The 19463-nt window shown below is 52.6% G+C and carries 20 protein-coding genes; 19 read left to right on the top strand and 1 reads right to left on the bottom strand.

Features of this window, described 5'->3' with window-relative positions:
- Positions 1-56: 56 nt before the first annotated feature.
- The 16 genes from purU (at position 57) to AC6I8L_RS22250 (ending at position 15319) form a co-directional block, all read left to right on the top strand.
- On the top strand, positions 57-923 hold the full coding sequence (gene purU, locus AC6I8L_RS22325; protein WP_058961362.1) for a formyltetrahydrofolate deformylase: 867 nt from the start codon (positions 57-59) through the stop codon (positions 921-923).
- A 12-nt stretch (positions 924-935) separates the two neighbouring features.
- A complete protein-coding gene (locus AC6I8L_RS22320) occupies positions 936-1970 on the top strand; it encodes a GlxA family transcriptional regulator (RefSeq protein ID WP_058961363.1) in 1035 nt (344 codons plus the stop codon).
- A 325-nt stretch (positions 1971-2295) separates the two neighbouring features.
- The gene (locus AC6I8L_RS22315) at positions 2296-2538 is read left to right on the top strand and encodes a hypothetical protein (RefSeq protein ID WP_153012315.1); all 243 of its coding nucleotides are present in this window, start codon (positions 2296-2298) and stop codon (positions 2536-2538) included.
- A gap of 187 nt (positions 2539-2725) precedes the next feature.
- On the top strand, positions 2726-3772 hold the full coding sequence (locus tag AC6I8L_RS22310; protein ID WP_058961364.1) for an NAD(P)H-dependent flavin oxidoreductase: 1047 nt from the start codon (positions 2726-2728) through the stop codon (positions 3770-3772).
- 388 nt (positions 3773-4160) lie between these two features.
- Positions 4161-5678: a BglG family transcription antiterminator gene (locus AC6I8L_RS22305; protein WP_058961365.1), complete on the top strand. Its 1518-nt coding sequence runs from the start codon at positions 4161-4163 to the stop codon at positions 5676-5678.
- Positions 5665-6141 carry a PTS sugar transporter subunit IIA gene (locus tag AC6I8L_RS22300; protein ID WP_236699770.1) on the top strand — a complete coding sequence of 159 codons (477 nt, stop codon included), beginning with the start codon at positions 5665-5667 and terminating at the stop codon, positions 6139-6141. Before AC6I8L_RS22305 ends, AC6I8L_RS22300 begins: the two co-directional genes overlap by 14 nt.
- Positions 6142-6164: 23 nt before the next feature.
- On the top strand, positions 6165-7619 hold the full coding sequence (locus AC6I8L_RS22295) for a PTS fructose transporter subunit IIC (RefSeq protein ID WP_058961367.1): 1455 nt from the start codon (positions 6165-6167) through the stop codon (positions 7617-7619).
- Positions 7582-8442 (top strand): ketose-bisphosphate aldolase, encoded by an 861-nt coding sequence (locus AC6I8L_RS22290; protein ID WP_058961368.1) that lies wholly within the window; start codon positions 7582-7584, stop codon positions 8440-8442. The genes AC6I8L_RS22295 and AC6I8L_RS22290 overlap by 38 nt, the downstream gene beginning before the upstream one ends.
- Positions 8443-8664: 222 nt before the next feature.
- Positions 8665-9099 (top strand): RidA family protein, encoded by a 435-nt coding sequence (locus AC6I8L_RS22285; protein ID WP_045815588.1) that lies wholly within the window; start codon positions 8665-8667, stop codon positions 9097-9099.
- A gap of 2 nt (positions 9100-9101) precedes the next feature.
- The gene (locus AC6I8L_RS22280) at positions 9102-9776 is read left to right on the top strand and encodes a DUF1028 domain-containing protein (protein ID WP_058961369.1); all 675 of its coding nucleotides are present in this window, start codon (positions 9102-9104) and stop codon (positions 9774-9776) included.
- A gap of 14 nt (positions 9777-9790) precedes the next feature.
- On the top strand, positions 9791-10942 hold the full coding sequence (gene argE, locus AC6I8L_RS22275) for an acetylornithine deacetylase (RefSeq protein ID WP_153012316.1): 1152 nt from the start codon (positions 9791-9793) through the stop codon (positions 10940-10942).
- 230 nt (positions 10943-11172) lie between these two features.
- The gene (locus AC6I8L_RS22270) at positions 11173-12321 is read left to right on the top strand and encodes an ABC transporter ATP-binding protein (RefSeq protein WP_058961371.1); all 1149 of its coding nucleotides are present in this window, start codon (positions 11173-11175) and stop codon (positions 12319-12321) included.
- 3 nt (positions 12322-12324) lie between these two features.
- Positions 12325-13320 carry an NAD(P)H-quinone oxidoreductase gene (locus tag AC6I8L_RS22265; protein ID WP_058961372.1) on the top strand — a complete coding sequence of 332 codons (996 nt, stop codon included), beginning with the start codon at positions 12325-12327 and terminating at the stop codon, positions 13318-13320.
- The gene (locus tag AC6I8L_RS22260; protein ID WP_058961373.1) at positions 13317-13931 is read left to right on the top strand and encodes a glutathione S-transferase; all 615 of its coding nucleotides are present in this window, start codon (positions 13317-13319) and stop codon (positions 13929-13931) included. Before AC6I8L_RS22265 ends, AC6I8L_RS22260 begins: the two co-directional genes overlap by 4 nt.
- A gap of 12 nt (positions 13932-13943) precedes the next feature.
- Positions 13944-14393: a type II 3-dehydroquinate dehydratase gene (locus tag AC6I8L_RS22255; protein ID WP_058961374.1), complete on the top strand. Its 450-nt coding sequence runs from the start codon at positions 13944-13946 to the stop codon at positions 14391-14393.
- Positions 14390-15319 (top strand): 2-hydroxyacid dehydrogenase, encoded by a 930-nt coding sequence (locus AC6I8L_RS22250; protein WP_058961375.1) that lies wholly within the window; start codon positions 14390-14392, stop codon positions 15317-15319. Before AC6I8L_RS22255 ends, AC6I8L_RS22250 begins: the two co-directional genes overlap by 4 nt.
- 6 nt (positions 15320-15325) lie before the next feature.
- On the opposite strand, the gene AC6I8L_RS22245 is transcribed toward AC6I8L_RS22250, so the two are convergent.
- On the bottom strand, positions 15326-16288 hold the full coding sequence (locus tag AC6I8L_RS22245) for a LysR family transcriptional regulator (RefSeq protein ID WP_045815580.1): 963 nt from the start codon (positions 16286-16288) through the stop codon (positions 15326-15328).
- Positions 16289-16632: 344 nt separating this feature from the next.
- Here AC6I8L_RS22245 and AC6I8L_RS22240 point away from each other — a divergent pair, with 344 nt between their 5' ends.
- From AC6I8L_RS22240 to AC6I8L_RS22230, 3 genes are all read left to right on the top strand, one after another.
- A complete protein-coding gene (locus AC6I8L_RS22240) occupies positions 16633-17664 on the top strand; it encodes an ABC transporter substrate-binding protein (protein WP_058961376.1) in 1032 nt (343 codons plus the stop codon).
- Between the two features lie 64 nt (positions 17665-17728).
- Entirely contained in the window at positions 17729-18583 is an 855-nt protein-coding gene (locus AC6I8L_RS22235) for an ABC transporter permease (RefSeq protein WP_058961377.1), read from the top strand.
- A gap of 1 nt (position 18584) precedes the next feature.
- Positions 18585-19403: an ABC transporter permease gene (locus tag AC6I8L_RS22230; RefSeq protein ID WP_058961378.1), complete on the top strand. Its 819-nt coding sequence runs from the start codon at positions 18585-18587 to the stop codon at positions 19401-19403.
- Positions 19404-19463: the final 60 nt, after the last annotated feature.

The following is a 19463-nucleotide window of genomic DNA, read 5'->3' as shown; positions in this document are numbered from 1 at the left end:
GGTGGCCTGCAGGCCGCCGCCATTCGGCTCAGTTGCCAATGATGTGAGGGTCTTTTATGAGTCGTAGTAATGCCAACTGGATTTTGACCGCCCAATGCCCGAGTAAACTGGGCAGCGTGGACGTAGTCACGCGCTTTCTTAAGGAACAGCGTTGTTACATCAATGAGCAGCATAGTTTTGATGACAAATGCGCGCAGCGATTTTTCATCCGCACTGTATTTGAACCGCAGACCGAAAGCTTTGATGCGGCGGCATTTCGTGATGAATTCAGCACGCGCGCGGCTGACTTTGACATGTCATTCGAACTCACCGAACCCGGCTATAAAGTGCCGGTGGTGATCATGGTGTCGAAAACCGATCACTGTCTCAACGATCTGTTATATCGCCATCGCGCCGGTAAGCTGGCGATTGATATCAAAGCGGTGATCTCTAACCATCCGCTGCTGGAGCCCATCGTGGCCTGGCATGGTTTGCCTTACCACTATTTCCCTGTCTCTGCGGCGAATCGTGCGGAACAGGAGCAACAAATCTGGCAGGTGGTGCAGGAGACGGGAGCGGAACTGGTGGTGCTGGCGCGTTACATGCAGGTGATGTCGGCGGAGATGTGTCAGAAGCTGTCGGGTCGTGCCATCAACATCCATCACTCCTTGTTACCCGGGTTTAAAGGCGCTAAGCCTTATCACCAGGCCTACGACAAAGGGGTAAAACTGGTGGGGGCCACCGCGCACTTCATCAATGAAGATCTCGATGAAGGGCCAATCATCAGCCAAAAAGTCGAGGTGGTGAGTCACGCCGATTACGCTGACGATCTGGTGGATAAAGGGCGCGATATCGAGCGCTTAACGCTGGCACATGCGGTCTCGTGTTATGCCGAGCGCAGAGTGTTCCTGTATGAAAATCGCACCGTGGTGTTCTCACGGTAAGGTGCAGTGGAGATGGACAATTATCCGAATCCAGCCACTGACGAACCGGCATTGCCGCTGCGGCCTGACATTCGCATCGGCTTTGTGCTGATCAACAAGTTCACGCTGCACTGCGTGTCAGAACTGATCGAACCCATCCGCTTTGCGGCGGATGTGTCTTTCCTCAGTCGTCAGATTTTCTGTCAGTGGGAGTGGATGAGCAGCGATAATCAGCCCGTGACGTCCAGCTGTGGCTTGCAGATTACGCCAACCGCGCCTTTTAACCTGGACGATCAGTGGGATTACGTGGTGTTTGCCGGTGGCCTGCTCGATGAGACGCGCGATTCGCCAGCGTGGCTGCTGGAGACGATGCGGTCACTACAGGCGCGACGTATCCCCATTATTACCCTTTGCAGTGCGACCTTTATGGCGGCCCAGGCTGGCTTGCTGGAAGGCAAGAAGTGTGCGATTCACTTTACGACGCGCGATGAATTTCGACAGCGCTTCCCTTCGGTGACGCCGGTGATCGATCAAACCTACCTGAGTGACGGCGGGGTCATTTCCTGTCCGGTTGGCACCGCGCGCGATTTGGCCATGGATATCATCCTGCAGCATTGTGGTGAGTTGCGGGCGAAGAAAGTGCAGAAGTACCTGTTGATGGAAGAGAGTAAAAAGCGGCAAGTCTCCACAGCACGCTCCAGCATGGGCGGGGAGCTAAAAAACTATGATGACGAGTTGGTGAAGCGCACCGTTGCGTACATGCAGCAGCATCTGTCTTCGCCTGAGCCGTTGCAAACCCTGACGCATGCCATGCAGATTAACCTTCGTCAGCTGAACCAGGCATTTTTGCACAGCACCGGTGATACCGCAGCCGTTCACTGGCGTAAAATGCGGCTAGAGCATGCGCGAAAATTAATGACCAGCAGTAATGTGAGTATTAACAGTGTCGCGAAATCATGCGGTTTTTCTGATGCTTCACATCTTATTTCCTGGTTCCGAAAACAGTATGGTGAAACGCCCGCCGATTATCGCAAACGACGGCGGGATGTTGAGAGATTAATTCAATAATCCTCACTTTTTTGATGTAAAGCCCACACGCTATCAATGCGGGATGGGCTTTATTATTTTCACCGCTTATCTGAATTTCAAAGCGTGAGATTCGGTATAAAGAAAAACATCAATCATGTCCCATTTCACAAAAATAAGAAAAGGATATGAATGAATTGTTAATTAATTATCTTGTTGATTACGCTGATTTTTACGTGGCAGTGGGTGATAAACATTATATTGATGTGAATTTTTATATTATTTCCACTTTGGTGTCAGGTTGACCAACATTGCGTGCTGGTGCAATTATTCCCTTACGAATTCACGGATATACTGTGAGGCTGAAATGAAAGGGTCAACCTGTAATCTGATAGCGCGCACGGCACTCCCGCATAAGGCATATGGAAGGCATCGCGCCAAAGGAAGTGTGAAGAAAATTGATGTGATATTCTGCGCGGTAAGTAATGGCATCATTGAAAATTCCTACATCAAACCGGGTAAAAGTCTGTTGCGTCTCGGCAAAGCGTTGTGGAATTTAATTGCCGCGCCCAATGCAAAAGATGAAGAGAAACGTAAATTCAATTATTAACTCTCCAGAGGGCGCAACTTGCCCTCTCTGTTTATCTCCTGCGAATTAGTCTCATTCCCTCGTTTGGTTTACCGTTCTACGTTGCACGCTGTGCTGTTGAGGTTCCTGGTCTACATTTGGGGTTGATTTCTCTGCCGCAGAAGGGGACTTTAGGTTTGCCCAACTGCAAAATCAAAGGAATAGCAACATGACGAACGCCCTGTGTCAGGCGCTTCAGCTGGAATACCCGCTTATTCAGGCACCGATGGCGGGCGTCTCCACCCCTGAAATGGCCGCCGCCGTCACCAATGCCGGTGCGCTAGGTTCTATCGGTGTGGGGGCCTCCACTCCGGAACAGGCAGCTGTGATGATCGCGCAAACGCAGGCGCTCACCCGAGGCCCCATCAACGTCAACCTCTTTTGCCATGCGCCAGCGGTACGCGACGTTGAACGCGAGCAAGCGTGGATTAATCGCTTTGCGCCGTTGTTTGTGCGTTATGAAGCCGAGTTACCTTCGGCTCTCTCGGAGATCTATCAAACCTTCCTGAATAATGACGCGATGCTCAGTGTGATTGAGCAGGCGGCCCCGGCAGCAGTGAGCTTTCATTTTGGCATCCCTTCCGCGGCAGTGATTCAACGATTCAAGGAGCGTGGGATCGTGTTGCTGGCCACCGCGACCAGTGTGGCAGAAGCATTGACCATCGCGCGCAGCGGCATTGATTTCATCGTGGCGCAGGGGATTGAAGCAGGCGGGCATCGAGGACATTTTGATCCTCAGGCTTTCGACCATCAAATGTCGACCTTCACCCTGGTGCAGGCGATCCGTCAGCAAACTGCGCATCCGGTGATTGCGGCGGGTGGCATCATGGAGGGTTCAGGTATCGCTGCCATGTTGCAACTGGGCGCAAACGGTGTGCAGTTGGGTACCGCCTTTGTGTTATGCCCGGAATCGGCGGCAAACGCGGCATATCGCGCGGCAATGAAACAGGCCAGAGCAACCGGCACCGAACTTACTGCTGCGATTTCTGGACGTCAGGCGCGCTGTTTACGCAATGATTTCTGCGATTTTAGTCGTGACTTCGCCAACAGTGATGTACCGGATTATCCGTTGACCTATTCGCTGGGCAAAGCGCTTGCCGCTGTCGCTGCGGCGAAACAGCACCACGGCTTTGGCGCGCAGTGGGCTGGGCAGGGAGCGGCGCTGGCACGTGAAATGCCTGCGGGTGAGCTGGTCAGGTCGTTAATGCGTGCATAGCCTGCTGTCACTCTCTGTATCTGACCGCGTAATGGCGGTCAGATTTTCGCAAATCAGCTGAACTATTTGGTTAACGATATTAATGTCACCTGATTCGGCAGGTTGAAAGGTGTAGTGCGGAAACGATGCATTGCCAGTTTGAATGTCACATTTTTAAAATTTAGAGACGCTTTAAAGCGACAAGATTTCTCAAATTGATAACCCCGTCATTATTAATCCTTCATCCGCAATTCCTGAGTACGCCAACAACTTTCTTTTATCGGGAACACCCACAAAAAGAAATTTAAGTGTTCAACGATATGTCCACAATCTGTCCATCATTTAGTATTTAAGCCAGGATCAAAACCTTTTATAAAGCTATTCATGGAATGGCGCAGGGTCTTCAATAATGACAACACTGAACAAGAGACAAAGCGGAATTATCGATTATCTTGCGGCTGAAAATGATTGGGTAGCCGCTAATCGTGTTGCGGAATCATTTGCGATCTCAGTGAGCACCTTACGTCGTGATATTGAAGTGATTAATACGTCTCTTGGTGATCAGAATAGCCACATTAAAAGTAAGCCAGGCCTTGGGCTGCGTTATGATGGCGGTTCGCCATTTAATCGTGTCTATGTCAGTGTGACAGGAATAGAGGGTGAGATTTTTACGACCAAGCGTTTAGTAGGCATTGCGACGGATTTATTAACGCAGTCGCCTCAGCCGATTTCCATCAGTGCGTTGGCCGAAAAGTATTACGTGAGTCGCTCTTCCATTGTCGAAGACCTGAAGAAAGTTGAGCTTTGGGTTGCTGGTTTTGCTTTGAGGATGGTGAAAGACCACTCCGGCACGCATCTCTGCGGTGACGACCTGAATATTCGGATGGCGTTAAAAGAGATTATTACTAATAGTGTATTCAGCCACTATCAAATGGTAGATAGCCGCATTGACCGCTTTTCTCGCACAAAATTAGTGGATCAGTTTGGGAAAGTGAATGTCGAAAATTGTACCTCTTTAATTGGCTTTATTGAAAGCGAACTCTCAATAGCCATCAGTGAGCCTTACTACACTAATTTGTTCTCTCATCTGTTGGTCACTATTCAGCGCGTCTCTGGTTTAGCGGAGCAACCCACGATCACAAGCTTTCATCGACACAGTTGTAAAGAGTGGATGATCGCAGAGAAAGCCGTGTCATGGCTGGAACAAGAGTACAATTTACGCCTGCCAGAAATCGAAGTCAGTTATATCTATCAATATATTATTTCATCCGGCCATCATGTATTAAAGGCTGATGCAGGAAATTCATTACCGCAACACAGTGAAGCAGATGAATATGCTAGCAGATTTATCGCTGCCTGCTCGCAGGAGCTCGGTCTCAATCTTATCCTGGACGCAAAACTACGCCGTGATTTGGCTCAGCATATTAAGCCGATGCTCAACCGCCTCGCATATGGCATCGCTATTCATAATCCTCTATTAGAGGACATCAAATTGGAATTTGGCCGCGCGTTTGAAACTGTCAGATGTGCCACGGAAAAACTCAGCGTGAATTTTGATTATCCGGCCACTTCTGACGATGAAGTCGCTTACCTTACGCTTTATATTCAGACTGCGTTAGAGAAATTCAGTGCCTGTAAGAAAATCATTATTGTTTGTTCCAGCGGCGTCGGCACCTCTCAGCTATTAGCCAGCCGTATTAATCGTGCATTCCCTGAGTGGGAAATCGTCGACATTGTGCCTGGAAGCCAGTTAAGTGCCACGTTAGGCATAAAAAACTGCGATCTCATTGTATCAACCATCAAATTAGAAGGCGTTGAGTTACCCATTGCCTATGTCTCAGCGCTTTTTTCAAAAAAAGATATTGCAAGAGTTTCTGAAAAGATAATTTTCACTAAAATTATAAAGGAGAGTGATGATGCTCGATAAGGTGGTAGTCTCAGATATTCTTAGCCGCTCCTGTGTTGTTACCGATTTAGTGGCAGGCAATAAGGTAGAGGTGATCGAGTATCTGTCACAATTGCTATTTGCAGAGAATATTATTAGCGATAAAGCCCTCTTTATTCGCGATGTCCTGGCACGTGAAGAACTTGGCCCAACCGGCTTTGATAATCAGGTTGCCATCCCCCACGGTAAGTCACCAGCCGTGCGCGAAACGCGAATGGCGGTGGCCCAATTACGGCACCCTGTTGACTGGGAAACAGAAGATGAGGTTGCCGTCCGGCTGGTTATTCTGTTTGCCGTCAGAAACGCGGATAGCGGCATCGGGCATATCAAAGTATTAGCCAGTGTATCAGTCGCACTTGGTGATGATGAAATTGTTGAGCAACTTATGCAGGCTGAGAGTCGTGAAGCGTTGTACCGCTTAATTGTCAACAATACCGGATTATAAACTTATCTATCTGGAGTTTTCTCATGAGACTCATTGCAATTACCGCCTGTCCAACAGGCGTAGCACACACCTATATAGCTGAAGCGAATCTGAAAAAGAGCGCGGCTAAAATGGGCATAGATATCTTAGTGGAAACCCATGGAGCAGTGGAGAGTGAATACCATTTCACTGACGAGGATATTAATAATGCCGACGCGGTGCTGATTGCGGCAGATAAAATGATTGATACCGGAAGGTTTAAAGGAAAGCGTATATTCAAAGTTCCGGTGGCACGTGCGGCCAAGGATGCCACTGGCTTGTTGAATAATATTGTGAACGGTGCACTAAAACCCGAATTAGCCGGGGAGACCTCCTCAGTCAGGATTGATGATGCCCCCAATTTCTCTGGTGGAAAGTCATTAGCCTCTCAACTTTATATCCATCTGATCACCGGCGTGAATCTGATGATCCCCTTTGTGGTGGCCGGCGGAATATTGATTGCACTCAGTTTCTCATTCGGCATCACGGCCGCTACGCCGGGTGATGCGAATTTCAGCCCCATCGCCAAAATGTTATCCGATGTCGGAGGCGGCGCGGCTTTCGCGCTGATGCTGCCGATATTGTCCCTCGGGATCAGCAAATCCATCAGCGGTAACCTCGGTATTGTTTCTGGCGCGGTAGGCGGCATGTTAGCGGTGCATACCGGTGCGGGTTTTTTAGGTGCCTTGTTTGCAGGGTTCCTCGCCGGGTATATCACGTTATTTGTAGTAAAATATATTCAATTGCCAAAAGCACTGGCCGGGCTCAAACCTATTCTGATCGTACCATTATTGACGGTGCTGCTGACCGGAGCACTGATGATTCTGGTTATTGGTCAGCCTATCAAATTGTTGCTAGAGGCATTAACCACCTTCTTGCAAACCATGGGAAATATGAATGCTGCGGTGATGGGCTTAATGATTGGCATCATGGTGGCATTTGATATGGGGGGACCGTTAAATAAAACCGTCTGCATGTTTGCTATCGGATTAATGTCGACCGGAATCTATGAACCCATTGCGGCCTGCATGGCAGCGGGCATGGTTCCTCCAATCGGTATTGCGCTGGCGACCACGTTATTCAAACGTAAATTTACCGCGCAAGAGCGTGAAACCGGAAAAGTCACCTATGTATTAGGGCTCTCATTTATCACCGAGGGGGCCATTCCCTACGCTGTTTCTGATCCTCTGCGTGTGATTCCTGCTATCTGTGCGGGTTCTGGCTTGGCCGGGGCACTTTCGATGGGGCTCGGCTGTGCTTCTCGCGCACCGCACGGTGGGGTGTTCGTGCTGTTTATCCCCAATGTGATTACACATGTATTGGCTTATATCTTCGCAATTGCTGCCGGTGCGTTATTCACGGCAGTGATCCTACGTGTCATCAAAAAAGACGTTAATCAGACCCTGACTGAAGGAGTGAAAGATGTTAATCAACATGAAGAATCTTTTGAGCGTGGCTAAAAATAATAAGTTTGGCGTAGGCGCTTTTAATATCGCTTCAGCAGAATTCGCGCGCCTGGTGATTGAGGTTGCAGAAGAGTTACGTTCCCCCGTGATTCTTGAAGTGCATCCGGTTGAGCATGATTTCTGTGGTGATGCCTTTATTGTTTATTTACGCGAATTAGCCGCCAAAGCCAGCGTGCCGGTGGTTATTCATCAGGATCATGGTCAGTCACTGGAACACAATATCAAAGCGATTCAGACCGGTTATACCTCGGTGATGATTGATGCCTCTTTGCTGGCATTTGAAGACAACATCGCCCTGACGCGAAAAATGACGGAAATAGCGCATGCAGCAGGGGTTTCTGTCGAAGCGGAGTTGGGCACCATCGGTGTTGCTGAAGGCAGTTCAGAAGGGGGGCACAGTGAGATCCTCTATACCGATCCTGACCAGGCCGCGCGATTCGTCAAAGAAACAGGCGTTGATACCCTTGCAGTCGCTATTGGCACCTCACATGGCCTTTATCCTGTGGGCAAACAGCCGAAACTGGATATCCCACGACTCAAAGAGATCGCTGCACGGGTGGATATTCCCCTGGTATTACATGGCGGGTCGGGCAATAAAGACAGTGAAGTGGCAGAAGCTATTCAGCACGGTGTAGGAAAAATTAATATCTCAAGCGATATGAAGAAAGCATTCTTTGTGGCGCTCGAAGATGAGATTAAACGCGGCAGTCATGAACCCAGTGAATTGTTCCTGAAACCGATGGCGGCAGCGAGAGAAGTTGTCGCTCACAAAATGCGCTTATTCTCTTCGGCGGGTAAAGCAGAGCTTTACGCTTGAGCGATGGTAATCAGTGAAGGGTAATGCATCACTCTTCACATTATTCACTAAGGCCGTAGCGAAAGGTACGGCCCCCTCAAATTATTGATGGCAGATGCCTGCCTGCATAACGAAATAAACGGGTTAGGATTTACTTAACCAACACCTCGGTTAATGCTGTTTTGTCTGCTGCGCGTCGCGCGGTATACCTTGCGGGACATCCATTCATCTCCGCAGGCAGACATGAGCACACATACACGCATCCGCAAATTCAACACCAAAGAAACGTACCCTAACCAAAACCTCGACAACGATCTTTGCCAGGCTGTGCGTGCCGGGAATACCGTTTACGTACGCGGTCAGATTGGCACTGACTTCGAGGGCAATCTGATTGGGCTTGGCGATCCGGCTGCACAGGCCGATCAGGCGATGAAAAACGTCAAGCAGCTGCTGGAAGAGGCGGGCAGCGACCTGTCACACATCGTCAAAACCACCACCTATATTATTGACCCGCGTTATCGTGAGCCGGTTTATCAGGTCGTGGGTAAATGGCTGAAGGGTGTGTATCCGATCTCAACCGGACTGGTGATTTCAGGGCTGGGTCAGCCGCAGTGGCTGATGGAAATTGATGTAATCGCGGTTATCCCGGACGACTGGCAGCCACAAGCAGGAGCCTGATCATGACGTTATCAATTGTAGGACGCTGTGCCGAGACCGGTCAGATGGGTATCGCCATTAGCTCATCCAGTATTGCCGTCGGCGCGCGCTGCCCTTGGTTACGCACCCAGGTGGGCGCCGTTTCCACACAGAACATCACCTTACCGGCGCTGGGCCCGCGCATTCTTGACCAGTTGCAGCAGGGAAAATCTGCTCAGGCCGCCTTAGCCGCCGGGCTGGCGTCTGACGAATATCATCAATATCGCCAGGTCACCGTGCTGGCGGCTGATGGGCAAAGTGCCTGCTTCAGCGGAGAAAAAACCTTGGGAGTGAACCATGCGTTGAGTGGTGTGGATTGCGTGGCGGCAGGAAATTTACTCGCCAATCCCGAGGTAATCGTCGCGATGGTAAACGCCTTTGAGCGGAGCGAGGGGCACCTCGCCGATCGCCTGATCTGTGCCATGCAGGCAGGTATGAAGGCGGGAGGTGAGGCCGGGCCAGTACATTCGGCTGCGCTGTCGATAATAGCTGAACCAGTCTGGCCTATTGTTGATCTGCGCGTTGACTGGACCGAGGCCGATCCCATCGAGGAGCTCAACACCCTGTGGCAGGCTTATCAGCCTCAGATGCAGGATTACGTGATCCGCGCATTGGATCCCACCAAAGCCCCCAGCTATGGCGTACCCGGCGACGAGTGATGCAAGGAGCTTCTATGGTGACCAGCCGTACGTTACTGGCTCAGTTGGTGGCCTTTGATACCACCAGCCGTGAGTCCAATCTGGCGCTGATCGATTTTGTCTGGCGCTATCTGACCGATCTGGGTGTGAACTGCGAACTGATTCATAACGCTGAGCGCAGCAAAGCCAATCTGTATGCGAGGCTCGGTCCCGCAGGCAAGGGCGGCGTGATGCTCTCAGGGCACAGCGATGTGGTGCCTGTAGATGGGCAAGCGTGGAGCGTTCCGCCTTTTGCGCTGACCGAGCATGACGGCAAACTCTACGGGCGCGGCACCGCGGATATGAAGGGATTTATCGCCTGTATGCTGTCGGCCGTACCGCATTTTCTGGCACAACCTCTCACTCAGCCGCTGCATCTGGCGATCTCTTATGACGAAGAAGTGGGTTGCCTCGGCGTCAGAACCTTGCTGGATGCGTTAGCGCAGCGCCCGGAAAAGCCGGACATTTGCCTCATCGGCGAACCCACCGAGCTGCAACCGGTTTTAGGCCACAAAGGCAAACTGGGCATGCGATGTGAAGTGCAGGGCGCGGCGTGCCACTCTGCTTATGCGCCACAAGGCGTGAATGCTATCGAGTACGCAGCGAAATTGATTCATCGACTAACCGAGATGGGTGAGCGACTGGCTGCTGCGGAAAATCAGGATGCGCGTTTTGATCCGCCTTATACCACCGTGCAAACCGGCGTGATTCAGGGCGGGCGGGCGCTGAATATTGTGCCTGCAGAATGTAGTTTTGATTTTGAAGTTCGCACCTTACCCAAAGATGATGCGCAACAGGTAGCAGACGAACTGGAGCGTTACGCACAGCGCGACCTGTTGCCCCTTATGCAGGCCGTCAATCGCGACACGTCGATTCGTTTCACATCTATCAGTGGTTATCCCGGTTTATATACTGACGCGGAGAGTCCCGCAGCGCGTTTGATTGCGCACCTGACCGGTACCGACAGCTTTAGCACGGTGGCCTTTGGCACCGAGGGCGGCTTGTTCCATCAGGCTGGTATCCCAAGTGTTATCTGCGGTCCTGGCAGTATGGCGCAAGGGCACAAACCCGATGAGTTTATCAGCCTGGAACAGCTAACCGCCTGCGATGCCATGTTGCGGAGGTTAGCGGAGTGGATGTGTCTATAAAGTGACACTGTCACTCATTGCACGTGCTTATTGAGCCGCACCCTTCATTTATCTCGTTCTTGTTTTCATCAATCACACATCAGGCTGAAGGGCGCGGTTATCAGGCCGCGCCCAGTCAATTTGCCTGCTTTAACTTTTCCAAACACCAGCTTCAGGAAGCACTAACCGCATGATGCACGCATTCACCGTATGCTGGTGGTAAGCAAAGATAGCCCGTTTCTGGAGAGTCCATGGTCAGTGCAGAAGTCACCCCGTTCCCGCAGCCCGATGTGCTGCATCCTGTAGCCCACAAAGCCAACGTTGCCGTGCAACTGGATGGCGTACTTAAACGCTTTGGCGATGCCATAGCGCTACACAAAATTTCATTAACCATCGAAGAGGGTGAGTTTATTACGCTGCTCGGCCCATCAGGCTGTGGCAAAACCACACTGTTAAACCTGATGGCAGGCTTTGCCGAAGCAGATGGCGGAGAGATCTTTATTGATGGCGATCTGGTCACCGAGATCCCTCCTTACCAGCGTGAAATCGGTATCGTCTTCCAGAACTACGCACTGTTCCCGCATATGACCGTGGAGAAGAATGTTGGCTATGGTTTGCGTATGCGCGGTGTGCCCAAGGCGGAAATCGCTGAGCGTGTAGAACAGGCATTAGCGCTGGTTAAACTGGCGGGCTACGGTCAGCGTAAGCCGCGTGAACTTTCTGGTGGGCAGCAGCAGCGTGTTGCCCTGGCGCGCGCTCTGGTGATTCGCCCGAAAGTGCTGCTGCTGGATGAGCCGTTTTCCGCACTCGATAAAAATCTGCGTTTATCGATGCAGGTTGAGTTAAAAGCTATTCAGCGCAAACTCGGCGTCACCACGGTATTTGTCACCCACGATCAGGGCGAAGCGCTGAGCATGAGTGACCGGGTAGTGGTGATGTCTGCTGGACACGTTCGCCAGATTGGTACCCCGGATGACATCTATCGCCGTCCGCAGGATCCTTTTGTCGCGGGATTTGTCGGCGATGTGAATATCTTGCCAGGCCATTACGCTGGCCGCGACAGCACCGCCGTTATTGAGCTAGGTGGCAATAAACTGCGCCTGCCGGCAGAGCGAGTAAATGCCCATGTGGGCGAACGTCTTGATGTCTACATGCGCCCAGAAAACCTGCAACTGGCACCGCTGAGCCCCCACTCCCTGTTCAGTGCCACGGTGATTACCCATGTTTTCCAGGGTGATCATGTGGATGTACATCTTGATGCGCCAGCACTGGGCAGCGCGGCATTATTTGCGCGCCAATCGGGACTCGAATCCCTGACGCGCTGGCCGGTAGGCAGTGTGGTGGGCGTGAGCGTTGATGATGAAGGTGTTTGTGCGTTTAGCGCGGCGAAGCAAGGATAATCGATGTTACCTGAAATGATGAACGCCGTAATAGCACGCCAGCCCGGCGGTCCTGAAGTACTGGCATCAGTCAGCCGTCCTGTGCCGCAACCGGCGGCTGGAGAAGTGTTGATTCGCGTCAGCTGTGCCGGCGTTAATCGCCCGGATATTATGCAGCGTAACGGTATGCCGCTACCGCCAGGCACCACCGATATTCTCGGGCTGGAAGTCTCAGGCACCGTGGTCGCACTCGGCGCGGGTGTCGAATACCCGAGAATCGGGAGCGCCGTGATGGCGTTACTCAACGGTGGCGGATACGCCGACTATTGTGTCGCGCGTGCCGAACTCTGCCTGATCGTCCCGCATACCTTGCCGCTGAATCATGCCGCTGGCGTGCCGGAAGCCGCATTTACCGTCTGGCATAACCTGTTTGAGCTGGGCCGTCTGCAACCGGGGGAAACGGTATTGATCCATGGTGCTGCCAGCGGCGTCGGGACCTTTGCGATTCAATGCGCTCAGGCGTGCGGAGCAAAGGTATTCGCCACCGCAGGCGGTGCCGATAAAATCGCCGCGCTACAGCAACTCGGGGTTTGTCGTGCCATTGACCGACATCACGAAGACTTTGTTTCCGTTATTGAGGATGAAACCCAGGGCCGCGGTGTGGATGTGGTGCTGGATAACGTAGGCGGCGATTACGTGGTGCGTAACCTCAGCGCTCTGGCACCAGGCGGACGCCACGTGAGTTTGTCGTTTATGCAGGGGGCGAAAGTTGAGCTCGACTTACAGCTGGTGATGCGCAAAGGGTTAAGCCTGACGTCATCCACGTTGCGTCCCAAAAGCGCCGCAGAGAAAGCACGGCTGGCGCAAAACATCAGCAAACACCTGTTGCCACTGATGGCGAGCGGAAAAATTTCCCCGATCATTCATACGACATTACCGCTGGCACAGGCCGCCGACGCCCATCGCATTCTTGAAGCCAACGCCAACATCGGCAAAGTGCTGTTAAAGGTGGCGCCATGATGCAGCTCTTCTACGCCAGCACCTCGGCGTATGTACGTAAAGTCATGGTCTGTGCGCAGGTGCTGGGGTTAGCTGACGCGATCGCGTGGCTGGATTCGGCGGCACATCCTGTCGAACGGGATGAACGCATCGCGGCATTTAATCCTCTGGCGAAAGTGCCCGCATTGCGAACCCATCATGGACTTTGTCTGTATGACAGCCGCGTCATTTGTGAATATCTGAACACGCTGTCACAAGGCGCGCTGTTCCCCGCAACCGGGGATGCACGCTGGCAAAGCCTGACAAGACAGTCATTGGGCGATGGCTTAATCGATGCCGCTTTATTGGCACGCTATGAATTTAGCGCGCGTCCGGAAGAGAAACAGTGGCAAAACTGGGCCGACGCGCAGTTAAAAAAAGTCACCGCCGCTCTGGCAGAAATCGAACGACAGGTTTCGCAATTCAGCCCGCAGCCTGATGATATTGGTTTGATTGCGATTGGCTGTGCACTGGGCTATCTCGATTTTCGTTTCGCAACGCTTAACTGGCGTGATAGCTATCCGCTGACTGCCGCATGGTTCGCCGGTTTTGATGCTCATCCGGCAATGGCCGCAACGCGTCCGCACGTTTAATCAGGAGTTTTCATGTCACAGCAAATCTATTTTCTGAATGGACCCAATGCCAATTTGTACGGCCTGGATAAAAACGGCACCTACGGCAGCGAAAGTTTTGTCAGCATCGGTGAACGTTGCCAGCGCCGCGCAGCATCACATGGCGTGGAATTGCACTTTCGTCAAAGTAACCATGAGGGCGTACTGGTCGACTGGATTCAGGAAGCGCGACAAAACGCCGCTGGGCTGATCATCAATGCCGCCGGTTTGACCTACAGCTCAGTGCCAATTCTGGATGCATTGCTGATGTTTGATGGCCCGATCATCGAAGCGCACATGAGCAATATCTGGAAGCGTGAGCCGTTCCGCCATCACTCCATGGTGTCAAAAGCGGCAACCGGTGTGATTGCTGGACTCGGCGTGTTGGGCTACGAACTGGCCATTGATGCGGTGGTTACGCTAATTAAGGCGGATGTGGCATGACAACTCTGGTGTTTTACAGCGAGTTTGACAGTTTCTCCGAGTGGTCAGCACTGCTGGCCCCACATCTCCCCGGTGTCACAATTTGCCGAGCAGAGGAGGTTTTGGACGCCAATGACGTGCATTTCGCGCTGGCGTGGAAACCGCCGCACGGTTTTTTTGCCCCGTACCGCAATCTTAAGCTGTTGGTGAATCTCGGTGCGGGTGTTGATTCGCTGGTAGGTCGCGATGACCTGCCGGATATCCCGATTATCCGCCTGTCCGATCCTGATATGGCCAGGATGATGGCTGGCTATGTGCTGTTCGCGGTGCTGCGCTATGCGCGCGACATCCCGGCATTTGAACGGGCGCAACGCCAGCGGCGCTGGCACTACCTTCATCCTCGGGTGCCATCAAGCGTACGGGTTGGCGTGATGGGTTTGGGAGAGTTGGGGGCTTTTGCGGCGCAGGAATTAGCACGGCAGGGGTTTGCTGTGCGCGGCTGGTCACGCTCACAAAAAACCATTGCCGGTATTGAATGCAGCAGCGGGCTGGCATCGCTGGATGATTTCCTCAATCAGAGCGACATTTTGGTCGTGATGTTGCCATTAACGCCGAGTACCACCGGTTTGCTCAGCCAACAACGGCTGGCGCAACTGCCAAAGGGGGCGGCCTTTATTAATGTGTCTCGCGGCGCGATTGTTGATCAGGCTGCGCTGACCTGCGCGCTGCAATCGGGAGATATTGCCCAAGCCACGCTGGATGTGTTTGACCGCGAACCGTTGCCGCCGGAAGATCCGCTGTGGCGTATGGAGAATGTGTTAATTACCCCCCATCTGGCCTCGGTCGCCATTCCGGCCAGCGCAGCGTTACAGGTTGCTGAAAATATTCAGCGTGCTGCGCGAGGGGAAGCGGTATCCAATCAGGTGTTCCCGGAACGCGGTTACTAAGCGGGTTCAGGCCACGCGCACCACTTGCGGGTCGAAATAGCTCGGGGCTGCCATGCCCGGAATGTATTGATCGGAGATGAACATCTGGCAACGTTCGGCAAAGGCGTTCACCACCATGGATTGCTGGGTGTTAGCCATGGTGGCATAGCCGAGTTGCATCGGCTTGTTCACGCCTGCCAGACGCACGCGGATCAGCCGTTTGCCATCCTGTGACAGGTGCGCTTTCGGGCGCACGTTGGCAATGCCAAATCCGACGCCGTTGGCCACCATGGCGCGCACCACTTCCATATTGCTCGAGCGCATCACCACATTCGGCGCCACACCCGCTTCACTGAACAGGCCGAGGAAATATTCGCGGCTCCATGGCATATCCAGCAACACCATCGGCATCGTTGCCAGGTCCTGAATGGTTACCGCCGATTGTGTCGCCAATGGATGATGTTCGCCCACCATCACATACGGCGGCAACTGCGCCAGGGATTTAAACGCCACGTCATTGGCCGGCACTAAATCATAAGTGAGGGCGATGTCGATATCTGCCGAGCGTAATTGCTTCAGCAATTGCTCGTGGTTGCCTTCGACGAGGGTGATACGTACGCCAGGAAATGCGCGACCAAAGCCAAACACCAGTTCCGGCGTCAGCATCGGTGCCAGCGTATCCAGACAGCCCACACGCAGAGGACCACGCACGTTGTTGAGTGACTCAGAGGCGATGGTATAGAGATTGTTCATCTGATCCAGAATCAGCTTGGCCTCTTTTAACACTTGATGACCAATAGCCGTCAGGGAGACGCCCTGAGCATGGTGGCGGACAAACAGCTGCACCCCCAGCTCAGATTCAATATGTGTAATAGCTGCGGAAATCGACGGTGATGAAACGTGAATACGTTCCGAGGCACCAATAATGCTTCCGGCCTCACCTGACGCGACAAAGTATTCCAGCTGACGCTGGGTGATGCGACTGAGCATGCAGATTCTCCTGGGATCGCCGACGCGATCATGTCGCGCCAGTCATTCTAATAGTCCCGATGACCCTGCATTAATCATGCCAGAGGCCGGTTAACAGCATAATCGCCTGACCGCTCTGTCACGCCCATTCGCTTCTGCCTCATCACTGGTTAAGAAAATCCGTTGTAAAGCAGCGTCCTTTTTAGCCTCAGAAATTCTGATGCAAGGGCGAGGAAAAGGCTGTTTTACCGAATCACCTCGCGACGGCATTATCCCAGCAACACCAGAAGAGTCCGATAGCACTGTTTTGGTGCATCGCGTTTCACATTGCTGTTACAGCCATTTCATTCATTGGGGACGAGAATATGTTGCGTAAGATTTTTGCCTTAACGTTGCTGACGACGAGTGTATTAACTGCAGGTAATGCAATGGCCGCCGACAAGCTGATTGTCAGCACCTGGGGCGGCAGCTTTAAAGACCTGATTGATGAAACCATCGCCAAAGAGTTCACCAAAGAAACCGGCGTCGAGGTGCAGTTTGTCACCGGCGGCACCATTGACCGTTTGAACAAAGCCAAGCTGGCGGGTGGCACTCCGGAGACGGATGTGACCTTTACCACCGCGCACGTCGGCTATCTGTATGCCAACAGCGGCCTGTTTGAAAAGCTCGATATGAGCAAAATTCCTAACGCGGTGAATCTGGTTGAGCAGGCGAAGGTCAGCCCGTATCACCTTGGCGTGTGGGGCTATGTCTATACCATCGGCTATCGCCCGGATCTGGTACCGAAAGGTGAAACCTTCACCAGCTGGAATGACCTGTGGAAACCAGAGCTGAAGGGCACGCTGGCCCTGCCAGATTGGGACCCAAGCCATATCATTGCCGTTTCCGCCAAACTCTCCGGGGCTGATGCCGCACACTGGCAGCAGGGCGAAGCGAAGATGAAAGCGCTGATTCCGAACATCAAATCCTTCTATACCGATGACGCCAACAGCCAGCAGTTGATCTCCACCGGTGAAACACCAGTGCAGGTGATGCTGTCGATGAATGCCTACAGCATGATGGCCGAAGGGGTGAACATCAAACTGGCGATACCGAAAGAGGGTGCCATTTTGGGTGTGGACACCGTGGGCATCAACAAAGGGACCAAACACGCCGATCTGGCCTACAAGTTTATGAATATCGCGCTGAAACCGGAAATTCAGGAGCAGGTGGCGAAAATCTATCGTGGCAGCCCAACGGTGACCAACGCGCATATCGATCCAGAACTGGCGAAATTGCCTGGCATGTTGACCACGCCAGCGCAGTGGAATGCCACCATCAACACCGATCCACAACTGCGTGCCGAGAAAACAGCCGAATGGCGCCAGTGGTTCTCTGAAAACATCATGTCTCACTGATTGGTTCATCACGGGCGGCCACCAGGCCGCCCACAAGCAACACTTTATTCAGGCAGCAACGTCTATGACGAGAAAACCGACATTCTTACCCTGGTTCATTATTCCCGCCACACTGACAGCACTCGGACTGGTTGTGGCCATGTTCGCGGTGATGCAGTTTAGCGTGCGGGCTTATATTCCCGGTTCGCTCGACGTGGGCGGATTTACCCTGGCTAACTTTAACGGACTGCTGAAAAGCATTTACGCCGATGCTTTTATTAACACGGTGATGTTAAGTGCCAAAACTGCCATCTTTGGCCTGCTGATGAGTTACCCATTGGCCTATGCGCTGGTGCGCACGCGCACCACTTGGATCAAATCGACGATTCTGATTATCGCGATTACGCCGCTGTTTCTCGGTGAAGTGGTGCGTACCTACTCGTGGATTATCGTGTTGGGAAACAGTGGCTTCCTGAACAGCCTGCTGCTGGCCCTCGGCATCATCTCAAAACCGATTCAGTTTATGTTCACCCAGAGCGGCGTGGTGGTAGCACTGGTGCACGTCACCATGCCGATCATGGTGCTGATGCTGGCCACTGCGCTGTCACATATCAACCCTGACTATGAAAAAGCAGCAACCAGTCTCGGTGCCGGACCCGTTCGTACCTTATTGACGGTGACGATTCCCTTATCAATCCCGGGTATCGTGGCCAGTCTGACCACGGCATTTGCCTGGACCTTCAGTGCCTTCGCCACGCCTCAGTTGATTGGTGGCGGACGTGTGAGCACCGTGGCAACCATGGTTTATCAACTTGGTTTCTCGTCAATGAACTTCCCGTTTGCCGCCGCGCTGAGTATTGCCGGCTTGATTCTGACCATCCTGCTGCTGATGACATTGAAACGCCTGACCCGCTTCCTGCACGCTATGGGAGAACATTAATATGACCCGTTCGATGAACGATAAACTGGTGACGCTGGCCGGACGTTTGCTGGTGGCCGCCATCCTCATTTTTGTCATGCTGCCCACCATTGTGGTGTTTATCTCTTCGTTCAGCAGCACTGCGGTGCTGTTCTTCCCGCCAAAGGGGTGGTCGCTGCGCTGGTTCGAGCGAGCGGTGAATTACGATGATTTTCGTCACGGCTTTTATTCCGGACTGATCGTCACCGCGTGGGCATCTTCGCTGGCAGTGATCATTGGTGCAACGCTGGCGATTGCCATTGAGCGCTATTCCTTTCCGTGTAAGCGCGTGCTGGAAGGCATTTTACTGTCGCCACTGTTTATCCCGCATTTCACTATCGGTTTAGGACTGCTGATGCTGGTCTCACAGCTGGGCCTCGGGCGCGGCTATCCGCTGGTGATTTTCTGCCATATTGTGCTGGTGCTGCCATTTGTATTGCGCAGCGTCTACGTTTCGCTCAAGAACCTCGAACAGCGTATTGAAATGGCGGCAGCCAGTCTGGGTGCTTCGCCACTGCGGGTGGTGTGGACCATTACGGTGCCGTTGATTTTACCGGGCCTGTTTGGTGGCTGGATGTTTGCTGCGATTCTCTCTTTTAATGAATTTACCGCGTCGCTGTTTATTACCACCCAGGCAACACAAACCTTGCCGGTCGCCATGTACAACTATGTGCGTGAATTTGCCGACCCAACGCTGGCCGCGCTGTCAGTGATTTATATTGCGGTAACGGCAGCCATGCTGATTATTGCGAATAAGTTTTTGGGCCTTGGGAAGATATTAAACGTTGAAGCCCGCCACTAATCATGAATCTGTGCGCTTTGGTTTTACCGAAGCGCTGAATTAAAAAAGCTTGCTTAGCGT

The organism is Type-E symbiont of Plautia stali (genome assembly GCF_059731115.1).
The sequence above is the reverse complement of the archived record's forward strand: the minus strand, read 5'-3'. Positions and strand labels throughout refer to the sequence as shown.